Annotated in this window: 15 protein-coding genes; 6 read left to right on the top strand and 9 right to left on the bottom strand. The window is 48.3% G+C overall.

Annotated features, from left to right (window positions below; genetic code table 11):
• Nucleotides 1-36 precede the first annotated feature (36 nt).
• Nucleotides 37-900 (bottom strand): dihydropteroate synthase, encoded by an 864-nt coding sequence (gene folP / locus ACO1NU_RS06510; protein WP_448817662.1) that lies wholly within the window; start codon nucleotides 898-900, stop codon nucleotides 37-39.
• Nucleotides 901-954: 54 nt separating this feature from the next.
• Here folP and ACO1NU_RS06515 point away from each other — a divergent pair, with 54 nt between their 5' ends.
• The 3 genes from ACO1NU_RS06515 to ACO1NU_RS06525 are packed head-to-tail and all read left to right on the top strand — an operon-like array spanning nucleotide 955 to nucleotide 3,218.
• A complete protein-coding gene (locus ACO1NU_RS06515; protein ID WP_448817663.1) occupies nucleotides 955-1,509 on the top strand; it encodes a DUF1599 domain-containing protein in 555 nt (184 codons plus the stop codon).
• Nucleotides 1,510-1,526: 17 nt separating this feature from the next.
• On the top strand, nucleotides 1,527-2,711 hold the full coding sequence (locus ACO1NU_RS06520; protein ID WP_448817664.1) for a BT_3928 family protein: 1,185 nt from the start codon (nucleotides 1,527-1,529) through the stop codon (nucleotides 2,709-2,711).
• 6 nt (nucleotides 2,712-2,717) lie between these two features.
• A complete protein-coding gene (locus tag ACO1NU_RS06525) occupies nucleotides 2,718-3,218 on the top strand; it encodes a shikimate kinase (protein WP_448817665.1) in 501 nt (166 codons plus the stop codon).
• On the opposite strand, the gene ACO1NU_RS06530 is transcribed toward ACO1NU_RS06525, so the two are convergent.
• From ACO1NU_RS06530 to pheS, 6 genes are all read right to left on the bottom strand, one after another.
• Complete coding sequence (locus tag ACO1NU_RS06530) at nucleotides 3,215-3,724, bottom strand: phosphoribosyltransferase family protein (protein WP_448817666.1); 510 nt, start codon at nucleotides 3,722-3,724, stop codon at nucleotides 3,215-3,217. The genes ACO1NU_RS06525 and ACO1NU_RS06530 overlap by 4 nt on opposite strands.
• Before the next feature lie 11 nt (nucleotides 3,725-3,735).
• A complete protein-coding gene (locus ACO1NU_RS06535; RefSeq protein ID WP_448817667.1) occupies nucleotides 3,736-4,134 on the bottom strand; it encodes a hypothetical protein in 399 nt (132 codons plus the stop codon).
• Nucleotides 4,135-4,146: 12 nt separating this feature from the next.
• The gene (rlmD, locus tag ACO1NU_RS06540) at nucleotides 4,147-5,574 is read right to left on the bottom strand and encodes a 23S rRNA (uracil(1939)-C(5))-methyltransferase RlmD (RefSeq protein WP_448817668.1); all 1,428 of its coding nucleotides are present in this window, start codon (nucleotides 5,572-5,574) and stop codon (nucleotides 4,147-4,149) included.
• 345 nt (nucleotides 5,575-5,919) lie between these two features.
• Nucleotides 5,920-6,498, bottom strand: a complete 579-nt coding sequence (locus ACO1NU_RS06545) for a TetR/AcrR family transcriptional regulator (protein ID WP_448817669.1) — start codon at nucleotides 6,496-6,498, stop codon at nucleotides 5,920-5,922.
• Nucleotides 6,499-6,503: 5 nt separating this feature from the next.
• Nucleotides 6,504-6,917, bottom strand: coding sequence for a hypothetical protein (locus tag ACO1NU_RS06550; RefSeq protein ID WP_448817670.1), 414 nt, complete (start codon nucleotides 6,915-6,917; stop codon nucleotides 6,504-6,506).
• Nucleotides 6,917-7,951, bottom strand: coding sequence for a phenylalanine--tRNA ligase subunit alpha (pheS, locus tag ACO1NU_RS06555; protein WP_448817671.1), 1,035 nt, complete (start codon nucleotides 7,949-7,951; stop codon nucleotides 6,917-6,919). The genes ACO1NU_RS06550 and pheS overlap by 1 nt, the downstream gene beginning before the upstream one ends.
• 257 nt (nucleotides 7,952-8,208) lie before the next feature.
• Here pheS and ACO1NU_RS06560 point away from each other — a divergent pair, with 257 nt between their 5' ends.
• Together ACO1NU_RS06560 and ACO1NU_RS06565 are read left to right on the top strand one after the other, a co-directional pair.
• Complete coding sequence (locus tag ACO1NU_RS06560; protein ID WP_448817672.1) at nucleotides 8,209-9,516, top strand: cytochrome ubiquinol oxidase subunit I; 1,308 nt, start codon at nucleotides 8,209-8,211, stop codon at nucleotides 9,514-9,516.
• 3 nt (nucleotides 9,517-9,519) lie between these two features.
• The gene (locus tag ACO1NU_RS06565; RefSeq protein ID WP_448817673.1) at nucleotides 9,520-10,533 is read left to right on the top strand and encodes a cytochrome d ubiquinol oxidase subunit II; all 1,014 of its coding nucleotides are present in this window, start codon (nucleotides 9,520-9,522) and stop codon (nucleotides 10,531-10,533) included.
• A 769-nt stretch (nucleotides 10,534-11,302) separates the two neighbouring features.
• Here ACO1NU_RS06565 and ACO1NU_RS06570 read toward each other — a convergent pair.
• Entirely contained in the window at nucleotides 11,303-11,731 is a 429-nt protein-coding gene (locus ACO1NU_RS06570; RefSeq protein ID WP_448817674.1) for an EamA family transporter, read from the bottom strand.
• Between the two features lie 71 nt (nucleotides 11,732-11,802).
• Nucleotides 11,803-13,302, bottom strand: coding sequence for an aminotransferase-like domain-containing protein (locus tag ACO1NU_RS06575; protein ID WP_448817675.1), 1,500 nt, complete (start codon nucleotides 13,300-13,302; stop codon nucleotides 11,803-11,805).
• 64 nt (nucleotides 13,303-13,366) lie between these two features.
• Here ACO1NU_RS06575 and ACO1NU_RS06580 point away from each other — a divergent pair, with 64 nt between their 5' ends.
• A complete protein-coding gene (locus ACO1NU_RS06580; RefSeq protein ID WP_448817676.1) occupies nucleotides 13,367-15,235 on the top strand; it encodes a TonB-dependent receptor plug domain-containing protein in 1,869 nt (622 codons plus the stop codon).
• Nucleotides 15,236-15,256 lie beyond the last annotated feature (21 nt).

Here is a 15,256-nt window from a genome sequence, read left to right on the forward strand (position 1 = left end):
TGGATGACTCGAAGATACAAAAATAGCTGCAGAAATCTAAAATTTCTGCTTCAGGCACTCGATCAACTTTACTGCCTCAACGGCTTCCCTGACGTCGTGAACCCGCAGGATCGATGCTCCCTTCTGTAAGGCGACAGTATTCAGCACCGTTGTGCCGTTTAGTGCCTCTTCGCTCGAAATACCCAGCGTCTGCCAGATCGTTCTCTTGCGCGACAGGCCAGCCAAAACCGGGAGTCCGCAAACGGAGAACTTCTCCATCTGATTCAGCAGCTCAAAATTCTCCGCGGCGTTTTTCGCGAAACCGAAGCCTGGATCCAGGATGATGTCATGAACATGCAGTTCCTTCAGCCGCGCTATTCTCGCTGCGAAGTACGACAGCACTTCTCGAAAAATGTCTTCATAGCCAGTCATGCTGGTCATGGTCTGGGGAGTCCCCCGCATATGCATCAGAATATAGGGAACCCGCAGCGCTGCTACCGTTTCAAACATCTGAGGATCGAGATCCCCGCCCGAGATGTCGTTAATGATATGCGCCCCCGCCTCAACGGAAGCCCTGGCTACAGATGCTCTGAACGTGTCAACCGAAAGGATCGCGGTAGGAAACTCACTGACCAATGCCTTTATTACCGGCACGATGCGCCCGATCTCCTCCTCAACAGAAACTTCTGCCGCTCCGGGCCGCGTTGAGTAGGCGCCGATGTCGAGCATCGCCGCTCCGTCCGACAAAAGCTTCTCCGCCCGTCTCAAGGCATCGTCTGTCCCCGGAGTCCTGCTGCCCTGATAAAATGAATCGGGCGTAATATTGAGGATCCCCATCACGCGGGGTATTGTAAAATCTATGAGACTGCCGCCGGCATTGATGGTGTTCTTTTGCTGAAAAGACGTACTTTTATCGTTCATTAGTAAAATACAAAATACAGGTTATTTCACCTCTTAATCAAATAAACAAATATTTTGGCACACAATACCTCCCTCGAGTACAGTTCAGTTATCCAATATTGCAGGGACCTTTTCCTGAAGAAAACAAGAGACTATGGCACGGCATGGCGCATCCTGCGACTCAGCTCCCTGACCGACCAGATCTTCATTAAGGCTCAGCGTATCCGCACACTCGAAGAGAAGAAAGTATCCAAAGTAGGAGAGAGTATCCATTCTGAATATATCGGCATCATCAACTATTGCGTCATCGCCATGATGCAGCTGGAGCTGAACGAAGATGCAGGTATGGAACTCAAACTGGATGAGGTTCAGGAGAGATACGACCAGCTGACTACCGAAACTATGGAACTCATGTTCGCCAAGAATCACGATTATGGTGAGGCATGGCGGGACATGCGCATCAGCTCGCTCACCGACCTGATCCTGATGAAAATCCTGCGCGTGAAACAAATCGAGGATAACGAGGGACAAACTGAAGCTTCTGAAGGAATTAAAGCGAATTACCAGGATATGCTGAACTACGCTGTTTTCGCCCTGATCAGAATGGACACCGAAAAGACCGGTAACTAAACATAATCGAAGTAAAAATGAACGCCTCAACAAGAATGAATACCCGCCCGCAGTATCTGCTGTGGTTTTGCCGCCTGTTTGTGGGACTGCTGTTTATTTTCTCGGGACTCATCAAGGCCAATGACCCTCTCGGCTTTGGTTACAAACTGCAGGAGTACTTTGAAGTGTTTCATACCACCTTCCTGAACGACTATGCAGCTGCTATATCCATCACCATCTGTGCGGCAGAGATTATTCTGGGTATCGCCTTGCTGCTGGGCTACCGGGCAAAGCAGGTCAGCTGGGGGCTCCTTTTGCTGATCCTCTTTTTTACGTTCCTGACATTCTGGTCCGCAGCCTTCGATGTCGTGAAATCCTGCGGATGTTTCGGCGATGCTATCCCGCTCACACCATGGCAGTCTTTCCTCAAAGATATCGTGCTGCTCGTGCTGATCGCCTTCATCTTCGCCAAACGTGAGTACATACGCCCGCTATTCCTTTCAGCGGGATTGATGAATGCCCTCATGGTCATAGGGGTGATCTTCTCCTTTGGAGTGGGCATTTATACCTATAACTATCTTCCTTTTGTTGATTTTCTTCCCTACAAAGTAGGATCTAACCTTCCCGAAAACATGCGCATTCCGCCGGGAGCTCCTAAAGATGAGTACGTCATCACCTATACGCTCAAAAACAAGAAGAGTGGCGAAAGCCAGAAGATGACGGATAAGGAATACCTGAAAACGGAGATCTGGAAAGACGCCAACTGGGAGATCGTGGGCAATCCCGAGAATAAGCTGGTTAAAAAAGGCTATGAGCCGAAGATCCGCGATCTGATTATTGCCGACAGTCAGGGCACCGATTATACATCCGAAATTATTGAAAATCCTTACTATAACTTAGTCGTTGTAGCTTATAACCTCGACAACGCCAATGTCAATGGCATGGGCAATATCAACGCTATAGCGGTTAATGCTGCTGAGCACTATAACGTACGTACGGTACTGCTTACATCCAATACCACAGAGTCTGCAGAGGCATATCGCAAAAAGCACAAGCTCAGTATGGAGATTTTCAATGCCGATGCCGTTCCGCTCAAAAGCATGGTACGCGCCAATCCCGGATTGCTGCTCCTGAAAAATGGAACAGTCATCAATAAATGGCACTTCCATACGCTGCCTTCATATGAGGAACTCGAGTCTAAGTATCTCCGGCAGCTTAAGTAACACAACATGAAAGTATTTCTTATCGGATTCATGGGTTGCGGCAAAACGACCCTCGGCAAAAAGCTTGCCTCTAAAACGGGCTTTACATTCGTTGACCTCGACAAGCTGATCGAGCAGACAGCCGGAAAAAGCATTCCCGCCTATTTCAGTGAACATGGAGAAGGAGCCTTCCGCGAGCTCGAGCGTGATGTGCTACAAACAGCCCAACTGCCCGAAAACGCCATTGTCGCCACAGGCGGCGGAGCTCCCTGCTATTTCAATAATATGGAATGGATGAATAATGAAGGACTTACCGTCTATATATCACTTCCCCCGGGAGCTCTGGCAAGCCGGCTCGAAAAAGCCGAAGAAGTAAGGCCGGTGCTGAAAGATTACAAAGGAGAGGCCCTTGTACAATTTATTGCCGGAAAGCTGGAGGAACGCGAGCCGTTTTACAGCAAGGCAAAGATCACCGCTTCCGGATTGGGACTTACTGCCGACAAGCTGTGGGCAGCTATCAATCCTTAGCGCAGATAGACTACGTCGTCCGTATCCGCCCGGTTCGAGATCACTACATCTACATGTTCTTTGGTAACGGTAGACAGCTCCATGCCGGTATAATCCGGTGATACCGGAAATACGCGGTGGCTCCTGTCCACCAAAGCCACGGTGCGCAGCTTCTTAACCGGGATATCCAGAAAGATCCCAATGCCATAAGCCATGGTCCTTCCCTGATTCACCACGTCGTCTACCAGGATCACCACCTTGTCGGCACATTGCTCCACCGGCAAATCTGTCTCCGCCTGCAGGAATGTGCTCGTTTTATCCATGATGATCTTCATCAGCATGATCTGTATCCCGCTGATTTCTTCCAGTTTGTTTTTAAGCCGTTCTGCCAGGATATAACCACTGTCAATGATACCTGCAATAACCAGTTCCTTCTCTTCCAGATTATCCTCCCATAGCTGATACGCAATACGGGTGATCTTCTGTTCTATTTGCTTTTGATTCAGGATGATTACTTGGTTCGTCATGATTTACAGATTTAGTTATAAGGGTAGAACACAAAATTAGCTCCTTCCGGAACAATTACGAAAAGGCAGACAAAGTCTTCCGGGTTCTTATAGGTCTTGATGAAACGGTCTTTTTTCTCCCGGTGAATAATCCCTTTTTGAATAAATTCCTCCAGTGTCGAGGCCTGGATAGACCAGCTGGTACCCAGCTCTGTACGGTCGAGGATCAGTTCGCCCAAAGACAGTTCATGCTGATGCGCAGCAAAAATAGGATACTCAGAGAGCCCTTCGTTGATGATCTCCATAGAAACCTCTTTGATAGACTCGTTGTAAAACTTAAGGTCTTTCTCCAGACTCTTCAGAGGGCTTTCCTTCTCGGGTTTGTTGTTCCCTTCAGCGTCAGATTGATTGATTAAATCTCTTAGTTCCATTTTCTTCTGATCTTATATTCCGGTGTTTTCAGCCGGGCGTAATTCCAGTAATACGACGTTTTCCACATGCTGAGTATGCGGAAACATATCCACAGGTCTGATGCGTATCGTGTCGTACTTCTCCTTCAACAGGGCGATATCCCTTGCCTGCGTCGCCGCATTGCAGCTTACGTACACAATTTTCGGTGCCTCCATCTCCAGCAAACGCTGAACAACATCCGGGTGCATGCCCGCACGTGGCGGATCGGTAATAATAACATCAGGCTTTCCATGTTGTTCGGTGAACGCAGGCGTCAAAACATCCTTCATATCACCCGCATAGAACTTCGTGTTGGCTATCCCGTTCAGCGTGGAGTTAACTTTTGCATCTTCGATCGCCGTTGGCACATATTCAATACCGATCACCTCCTTCACATGCCGGGCAACGAAGTTGGCGATTGTTCCTGCGCCGGTATACAAGTCATAGACCAGCTCATCACCTTTGAAACCTGCAAACTGCCGGGTCAATGCATAGAGCTCATAAGCCTGTAGCGAGTTTGTCTGGTAGAAACTCTTCGGTCCGATTTTAAAGGTCAGACCTTCCATCTCTTCAAAGATGTAGTCGCGGCCGGCAAACACGTGTATGTCCTGATCGAAGATCGTATCGTTTTTCTTATGATTGATGATATACAGCAATGAGGTAAGCTGAGGGAAGGTAGCCTGCACATGCTCCATCATCTTCTGAATCTCGTCGGGCTCTGCATAAGCAAATACCACGATCACCATGATCTCACCCGTGGTGGATGTACGGATGATCAGGTTCCTCAGTGCACCTTCATGGTTACGCAGGTTGTAGAAAGATATAGCATTGTCAAGGGCAAACTTGCGGATGCTGTTCCTGATCTCATTAGAGGGGCTACCCTGAAGATAACAGGTCTCGATGTTCAGGATCTTGTCGAACCGAAGTGGCACGTGGAACCCGAGCGCATTCATATTATGCTCCTCATCGCTGGCCACATCCTCATCGGTTAACCAGCGCTTATCAGAAAACGTGTATTCCAGCTTATTGCGGTAATAACGTGTCTCAAAAGAAGGCAGGATGGTCTCCGTAGGGCTTGTATCAATTTTACCCAGACGCTCCAGGGCGTCATTCACCGACTTCTGCTTGAACTTTAGCTGTGCGTCGTAGGTCATGTGTTGCCACTTGCAGCCTCCGCATACGCCAAAATGCTCGCAGAACGGCTGTGTACGATATTCAGAAGGACTTACTATCCTCGTCACCTTTGCTTCTCCAAAGTTCTTCTTCTTCCGGAAGAGCTCAATGTCGACCACATCTCCGGGTATAGCCTTTTCAATAAAGATGACCAGATCTTCGGATTTTCCAAGACCTTTTCCTTCTTCTGCTATATCCGTGATCAGGACATTCTCTATTTGCTTCTTCTCAGCCGGCTTTCTTCTCATGTAAATTATATCAGATAAACACCTCAGATGGTCAGGCGACAATCCGGTGAAGCGCAAAATTAAAGTAATTTTTGAAGTGGGGAATTTTTATCAGATAAATAGAAGGTAAAGGGCATAATTATCCTATGCGGAGCAGAAGATCCTGCTTCTTCCTCTTAAAAGAACAACCTCAGAAGAAAACTCATGAAGCTCTTATAAGGCGCACTAAAATCAAAGTGCTCGTCAATACTGTTCGAAAAATCTGTAATCTCTTTACTCATGGCAACCTCCTACTATCTGTTACAATTAAACGAGAACAAATACCAATCTGGTATATAGTATAAACGTTATTTGATACTCAGATGTTTATCGGATGGCTGCTTTTACCAGGTAGGGAAGGATCTCTTTTTGAAAATTAACAAAGTTTTTACGCACGTCTGCGTCGCTTACAGAGGTAAATGCATAGGAGAAAACGATGCTCTTACTGGCTTTGATGAGGAAGCGGATTCCTGCCGCGTGACTTTCGTTCTTTTTAACCGGCATGGTCTCCTGGAACGAGCGGATCAGCAGCTTTTCCAGGTCATCCGAGAGGAGCTTCAGGAAACCCTGAGAGTTGGCTGATTCGCGAATGAAATCCCATCCGATAAATTCGTTGCAAATGGTATAAGTTAGCCGGCAGGTCTTGAAGATCAGTTTGCTGAGGTAGGCTTCCAGGTCGTTGACGCTGTATTCCGAGTCGATCATCTCATCTACACTCTGCTTGAGCTCCTGCATCAGGATGTAATGCAGCAGCACTTCTTTGCTGTCAAAGTACTTATATATGGTAGCCTTAGCGATCTTCGCTTTCTTCGCAATCTCGTTTACGCTTGTTTTGTGATAGCCGTATCTCCGGAACAACTCCTGTGATGCCTCAATTATATTCTCCTTTACTTTGTCAACTTCCATTTCCATTAATTGCTTACGGAGATTATTCCATTGTTTTCACTAACATAGTATGTCCTGAGTGGTTTTTTTCCCGGCTCTTTTTGTGGGCTGCCATCTTCCAGGGAGAAAATAGCACCGCTGCAGGGATCGGTCGCCGTTATACCGGTACCGTCCACCTTCACAACGCATCTCTTTTCGGGATTTACCGTGCTGCAGCGATCATAAGCTACCAGTCCGCTGAAAGCCGACCGGTATAAGATCAGTCCCGCCACACCATATCCCGTCACCTCAACATGGTTTCCTGGATAGGCCAATCCCGAATACACCGGATTGCCCAACGATGCCCGGAAAACCACCGGAACATCAGGTACTCCTGAAGGGTCCTTGCCACAGGAGGCAAGGAATATAAACAGCCCTAACAAAAGTACAATTCGCCTCATTATACGATCTCGCTTTGGAATTGCTTCAGGAAGCGTACGTCATTTTCGGAGAACAGGCGCAAATCCTTGATCTGGTATTTCAGGTTGGTAATACGTTCGATACCCATTCCGAATGCGTAACCGGTGTATTTCTTGCTGTCGATGCCGCAGTTTTCCAGAACGTTCGGATCCACCATGCCGCAGCCCAGAATTTCTACCCAGCCGCTTCCTTTACATAGCGGACAGCCTTTACCCGCACAGATGGTGCAGGAGATATCCATTTCTGCAGAAGGCTCGGTGAAAGGGAAGTAAGATGGACGGAAACGAACTTTCGTTCCTTCTCCAAACATCTCCTGAACGAAGTAGAACAGCGTCTGTTTCAGGTCAGCAAATGATACATTCTCGTCGATGTACAATCCCTCTACCTGATGGAAGAAGCAATGCGCGCGTGCAGAGATGGCCTCGTTACGGTAAACACGACCCGGCATGATCGACCGGAACGGTGGCTGACCGTTTTCCATCATCCTTACCTGTACGGAAGAAGTGTGTGTACGGAGTGCGATATCGCCCTTTTCTGCATCCTTGTTAATAAAGAAGGTATCCTGCATATCTCTTGCCGGGTGTTCCTGAGGGAAGTTCAGCGCAGAGAAGTTATGCCAGTCATCTTCAATCTCCGGACCTTCAGCAACGGTAAAACCAAGCTTCTTGAAGATCTCGATGATTTCAGAACGTACCAGGTTCAAAGGGTGGCGTGAGCCAAGCTCGTAGCCTTCTCCCGGAAGGGTCAGATCTGCGCTGGCCTCGTCAGCACTGGCGCCCGACTCAAATGCTTCCTTAAACTGCTGGTGTTTCTCTTCTGCCAGTTTTTTGAACTCGTTCAACACTTTTCCGAGCAAACGCTTTTCTTCAGGAGAAACAGCTTTGAACTGGTCGAACAGGTCCTTAATGATTCCTTTGGTGCCTAGAAACTTAATTCTGAACGCTTCAAGTTCTTCGGCCGAATGAGGTTCGAAAGCCTGTATTTCGGAAGTATATTGAGTAATTTGATCCTGCATTATTGAAATATAGTAATATTTATGTCTGATTTCAGGCTTTTTGCATCCAAAGGGCACCTAAATTCCTGATGAACTGCAAAATTAAAAAAATATACGTATATCAGCACGACAGCTCCCGCTCCCTCAGGAGGTATTTGCAAATTTACTTCGCATTCTTCTCCGTTTAGACCCGCACCCTCCCACGTAACATAAACGGCACGATACAGTTCTTTATAGTATTTATTTGGTAATTTGGCCGCCATATAACTTCTCGCAATATGGATGACTTTATGGCCGCCCGATCTCAGATGGCCTTATCTCTCGGATTTCATATCATCTTCTCCTGTATCGGCATGGTTATGCCCTTCTTCATGGCAGTTTCGCATTATTACTGGCTGCGAACCAACGATGAGATCTACAAAAATCTAACAAAAGCCTGGAGCAAAGGCGTAGCAATATTCTTCGCTACAGGAGCCGTTTCAGGTACCGTGCTATCTTTTGAACTGGGCCTCCTCTGGCCGGAGTTCATGAAGCATGCAGGACCGATCTTCGGAATGCCCTTTTCTCTTGAAGGTACCGCCTTCTTTATTGAAGCAATCGCCCTCGGATTCTTCCTGTATGGATGGAACCGCTTTAATCCCTGGTTCCACTGGTTTACCGGTGTGGTTGTGGGGGTAAGCGGACTCGCCTCGGGAATCCTGGTAGTGGCTGCCAATGCCTGGATGAACAGTCCCGCAGGCTTCGACTTCGTCGACGGAAAATACATCAACATCGATCCGATAGCTGCTATGTTTAACGATGCCTGGTTTTCGCAGGCCCTCCATATGTGTATAGCAGCCTTCGTAGCCACCGGCTTCGCTGTTGCCGGGGTGCATGCACTGATGATCCTTAAAGGGAAAAATATCCGTTTTCACAGCAAAGCTTTCAAGATTGCGGCGATCTTCGCTACTATAGCAGCTGTGCTGCAGCCCCTGAGCGGCGATATTTCCGCAAAGGATGTTGCCAAACGGCAGCCGGCTAAACTGGCAGGCATGGAAGCGCACTTCCACACGGAGGAATCGGCACCCCTTATTCTGGGCGGGATCGTTGATGAAGACAAGAAAGAAGTGAAGTATGCCATTAAACTACCCGGTATGCTTAGCTTCCTGGCGCATGGTGATTTCAAGACCCCTGTAACGGGACTCGATCAGATCCCGGAGGATGAGCAGCCTCCTGTAGCCGTTACCCATTACGCGTTCCAGATCATGGTGGGCCTGGGCATGATCATGCTTCTGATATCCATCCTGTATTTTATCGGATTGTGGAAAAAGCCTGAATGGCTGAACAGCAGATGGCTGCTGAAGCTCTTTGTCGCCGCTACTCCGATGGGTTTCATTGCCGTGGAGGCCGGATGGACCGTTACGGAAGTGGGCCGTCAGCCCTGGATCATCCATGGCGTGATGAAAACGGCAGATGCCGTGACTCCAATGCCGGGAATCATTTACTCGTTTTATCTGTATTCGGCTGTTTATATTTCTCTGGCTGTTATCGTCGCGTTCATGCTGTACCGCCAGATCAAAATGGTTGATAAACTCTATGATATTTAGACTATGATATTCGTTGTAATCGCCTTTTTATGGGCTGCAATCCTGTTATATCTCCTGTTGGGAGGAGCCGACTACGGTGCCGGCATTATCGAACTATTTACGTCTAAAGCCAACAAAGCGCGCACGCGGAAGACTCTTTACCGGGCGATCGGCCCTGTTTGGGAAGCTAACCACATGTGGCTCATTATTACTATTGTGATCCTTTTTGTTGGCTTTCCAGACATTTATGCCACCATGTCGGTCAACCTGCATATTCCCCTTACTATCATGTTGCTGGGAATCATCGCCCGTGGAACGGCCTTCACCTTCAGACATTACGATGCTGTGGTCGATGATATGCAGCATCTGTACAACCGCATATTCGCCTGGTCCAGCTTCATTACCCCGCTCTTTCTGGGCATCATTGCCGGAAGTGCCGTGTCGGGCAGGATTGATCCCGATGCGAAAGATTTCCTCTCTGCATATATCTATAGCTGGCTCGACTGGTTCTCGATATCCGTGGGACTCTTTACCGTTGCTATCTGCGGATTCCTGGCGGCCATTTATCTGATCGGAGAAACCGATAGCCGCGAAGAGAAGAAAATGTTTGTCAGCAAGGCGGTTCGTCTGAACATTGCTGCCGTGATCTGCGGGGCGCTGGTTTTTCTGGCAGCGGCCTATGAAGAAATTCCGCTGCTCAGCTGGGTTTTCGGCAACCTGTATGGAACTCTCGCCATCTTTGCCGCTACGCTGTCGCTGGGACTGCTCTGGTTCCTGCTCTATAAGGGTGAAAGCAAGGGTATCCGGATATTAGCCGGTTTCCAGGTCACCATGATTCTGTTTACCACCACTTATCGACACTTTCCTAACATTGTTATCCTGAAGAATGGTGGCTACTTATCGCTGCTTGAACATGCAGGGCATCAAAAGACCATCGAAACCCTCGGATGGGCACTGCTCATTGGCAGTATCTTCATTTTACCTGCTTTGTTTTACCTGATCTATAGCTTTCAAAAGAGGAAAGCCAACGTGCATTAACATACGGCTTCTGTATACACTTTCCCTACAAATTCTTAGGCCCTTGTTTATGACTTCTTAACTCTGAATGGAGATTCTGTGCATGGTGAGTCCATATTGAGTCCGACATTTTATGCATGAAGTCGGACTCAATATGGACTTGACACGGACTCACAACGGAATCAATCATTCGAGGGTCAGGCTGAAGTATAGCAAAAGACTTAAATTGGGCAGCAGGATACAAGGGTTTATGTGTATCGCGGCTCCGTGGACTAGCTGCCTGAGAACCCCATTCCAGCCGTATAGATTGTCTCACGTTCCCGTTATTAACAGGTCTTATAGACTCTGTGGAAAATTATGTGGAAAACCGTGGGCTGAATTGGATGATGGTTAATATATGCACAAAACACCCAAAGCGTAGGATGGACTAGCTGGGTCTGCTCCCGGCGGATTCGCCAGGATTGTTAATCAGGAAAACCATATATAAGGGTATTACTCACCGCATAATCATCTATCCTGCGTAAGAAAAGCCTCAGGGTAGCTAATCGGGCTTTTCCACAAGTTACCAACATGTTTAATGTTAATAAAAGTCCGCTTGGAGAAAACCTCACTTGTTTTAGGTCCCGATTTGCCTCTTATACACCACTAATGGTACTTCTTAACAGGAATAATGTGGATAAGTACAGAAAGTGTGAGTACTGCAGCGACTATCTAAGGGCAATCTTAGGGAAATAACAGTCGGAATGCTCTGCTGCTTCGCTTTCGATTATGCGCGACGAAGGGGATAGTCTTATTCCTTTGGATCGGAGAGGGCGACCAGTACAGCACCTGCAACCATTATTGCTGCTCCGGTGACGAGCTGCCAGGTAATCTTCTCCTTGAGGAAGATCACCGAGAGAATGATGGCAAAAACGAGGGAGAGCCGTTCCATGGTGACTACGTAGGAAGCGGGGCCCATCGTGAGCGCCTTAAAGGAGAACAGGGAGGAGAGCGTAGTGGCAACCCCCGCGGCGATGAGCAGCATCCATGTCTTATTGTCGATCTCCTTCAGATCGCCCAGGTTTCCCTGAAAGAATACGACTCCCCAGCTGATCACCAGGATGAAGACAGACTGAATGGCGAATGCTACACTGGAATCTACGTTCTTCAGTCCGGCTTTTGTTAACACGATGACAAGGGCCGCAGCGATGGCGGCCGAGAGAGCCCAGAGTATCCACATAAATGATGATGTCAGTTCCGTTCATGGAACGTGGAGAGGACCGAAATGTTTAATTGCGTGCCCTGTTGTTTTTAGTCGATTTTTTCATTTAGAATAGAATGTAGGGATTGGCTGAGAATGCGGACTGTATGCTCCTGTTCTTCTTTGTTCATATGTCCGAAGCCGAGGCGTGTGGCTGTCAGGTTTCGCGTTTGGTAGAGGACAGTCTTGGGCAGGAAGAGTCCGTTTTTTGCACACTCCTTCTGTAGCCGGATCAGGTTAAAGGTGTCGAGCCATTCTACCCAGATGGCCAGGCCTCGTGGGGGGATCTGGAACCGGATTCGTCCCTGCAGTTTTTCGTTCAGTAAAGAAGCAAAATGATCTCTGCGTTCCTTATAGATCTTTTTGTTCTTTTTGGCGAGGCGGTGTACTTCACCCTCCTGGATCCAGTCGGTCAGTACCTGTTCCTTCATGATGTCTGTTCCGGGTTCCAGTATACGCTGATGTTTCTCGAGTTCCTGTATAAAGTCGGCCGGCGCAGTAATGAAGCCATAGCCAAAGCCTGCAGGCAGCGAGCGGGCGAAGGAGCCCAGGTAGACGACCTTGTTGCAGTTATCGAACGCAGCCAGGGGAAGCACGGGATTGTTGTCATAGTGAAAATCGAAATCATAGTCATCTTCCACGATAACAAACCCATACAGGTTGGCCAGTTCCAGTACCTCAATTCTCCGCTTGGCACTGAGGACGGCCGTGGTGGGATAGTGATAATTGGATGTCAGATACAGCACTCTGATCTTTTTCTCTTCGCAGATCTGTCGCAGGCGGCGGGTATCGATTCCGTCTTCATCAGTTGGTATGCTGATGATATGTGCGCCGCTATCCGACAGGGTCATATTAGACAGGTAGTAGCCGGGTGATGCGACCACAACCTGGTCGCCGGGGGATATCAGCAGTTTGATAGCCAGATAGAGGCAGGTCTCGTGACTGCTGGCCGTGAGGAGATTGGCTGTGGAGATCCGGATTCCGCGGGTAAGGTTTAAAAAGTTGGCAAAGTGCATGCTGAAGTCCTCATGAAACTGAGTCTGCATCTGCTGCAGCGTGCTGACGTTTTTGTGTCTCTTCAACCTGGAGACGTAGAGCCTGGCCAGCACATCGGTATGTACCAGTCGCGGGTCGGGCAGGCCGTCGTTAAACTGATAGGGCAGACTGCTGATTTCAGTGGGGCTTTCCAATACGGATGATCTCTCGAAGAAGAAGCCGGTTTGGACATCTGCTGGAGGGGGTGTTGTGCCCGATTTCAAGCGGCTTTTCCGGGGCTGCTTCTGATCCGAAAGGATGAAGGTTCCTTTATTGGGAAGTGTCTCGATAAAGCCCTGTGACTCAAGATCCTGAAATGCCTTAATGAGCGTATTACGATTAACCTGCAACAGTTTACACAGGATGCGACTGCCGGGGAGCTTGGTACCTTCAGGAAGAAAACCAGTCTGGATAGCTTTGATGAATTCAAAGACGATTTGCAGATAGATCGGGTTACTGTCGTCGGGATTAAGCTGGATATAGCTTTGGATAGGTATTTGAACCGGACTACTCATTTTCTCTGAACTGGACTACTTGAATGGTACGGCAAGGTACTACTTTTGGCGAAAATCAGCGGAAATGAAGAAACTTTGCATAGCTGCAGTGCTACTTATAGGAGCAGATCGTTTGTCTGCTCAGAACATGCAGGATTCGGTCTTTGCGATTGATGAGGTCATCATCCACGAGAACCGGTTCAGTACGCCCGTATCGAAGCAAAACAGAAATGTGTATGTCATCGATCAGGCAACGATAGCGAAGTTGCCGGCGAGGTCGCTCCAGGAGATATTACAATATGCCAATGGTGTGGATCTGCGCCAGCGGGGACCGTTTGGCAGTCAGGCCGACATCAGCATTGACGGCGGAAGCTTTGAGCAAACCGTAGTTTTGGTAAATGGAACGAAGGTGATCGATATGCAGACCGCCCATAATATGTTCAATCTACCCATTCCTGTAGAGGCGATAGAACGAATTGAGGTAATCCGCGGACCTGCAGCCCGGATTTACGGTGTGAACAGCCTGACGGGAGCGATTAATATCATCACTAAAAAGGCAAGCCGTTCGGGCATACTGGTCGACTCTTATGTCGGCTCGAACTTCGAGAAAGACAGGGAGGGTACGGAAAATACCTTTTACGGTCGCGGCATTCAGCTCGGTGGTGTGCTGAGTAAGGAAAAGCACCAGCATTCGCTGTTCGGCTCTCATGATAAGAGCAACGGCTACCGCTATAATACGGGTTTCGAAAACAATAAATTGCTTTATCTGGGCAACTATCAGATAGGCAGTACGAACGAGATCTCCAGCTTATTGGGATATATAAACAACGGTTTCGGCGCAAATGGCTTTTATGCCTCGCCGGGAGACCGGAACTCTTCGGAGGCTGTGCAGACCACGCTGGCAGCGATCCAGTCGAAACATCAGCTTTCTGAACGCTGGACATTGATGCCACGCCTGAGTTATCGCTACAATGAGGATGATTACCGATATTTCGGATTTTCGAATCCAACAGCAGGAAGAAGCCTTCACTACACGCACTCTGCAGCAGCAGAATTGAATACTGCATACAAGATGCGGAAAGGAGAACTTGGTTTTGGCGCGGAAGCGCGGACAGAGCAGATTAATTCGTCCAATATTGGAGAGCACCGCCGGGAAAATTTCGGGCTGTTTGCACAATACAGGACTTACTTGACGGAAAAGCTGAACGTGAATGTGGGTACCTATCTCAACTATAATTCTGTTTATAAGTGGCAGATGTACCCCGGGCTGGATGCGAGTTACGAAATCACGCCGGCAGTTAAGCTGACGGGAAGTATTGGAACGAGTCAGCGGATTCCATCCTTTACTGATCTGTTTCTGGATCAGCGGCCCGGTAATATCGGAAATCCCGGACTGGAACCGGAGCGGGCATTGCAGGGTGAGATCGGGTTTAAGGTAGTACAGGGGAAGTTTAGTCTGAACTCCTATTATTTTCAGCGGAAGATCAGCGACTTCATCGACTGGACACGGATGCTCAGCACGGAACCCTGGCAAAGTAACAACCTGGGGGAGCTGGCCACAAAAGGGATCAATCTCCGCTCGGCTTATCAGACAAGCTTCTCCAATGACCTGAGGCTGTCTGTTCATCTGGGGTATTCGTACCTGCATTCAGACTTCAGAAATGACGATCAGGAACTCGCGTCGAAATATCTGTTATCTTCTTTAAAACATCAGATAACCAACACGGTCGACTGGCAGTACAGAGGCTTTTCTATGTTGTTTGCAAGCCGGTTCAATGAAAGGATGTCGGGCCCATCTTATTGGATCAATGATGTAAGATTGAGTCAGAAGGTTCTGAAAGCCTCTGTCTACCTTGATGCGCAGAATATCTTCAAGACCACCTATTATGAGATTGGTGCGATTCCGCTGCCTTCGAGGTGGTTTAGCCTGGGGATCAAGTTTGCAAGTTTCTGATATACGTTGCGGGCGCTTTAG

The sequence above is a fragment of the Arcticibacter sp. genome, from assembly GCF_053551015.1.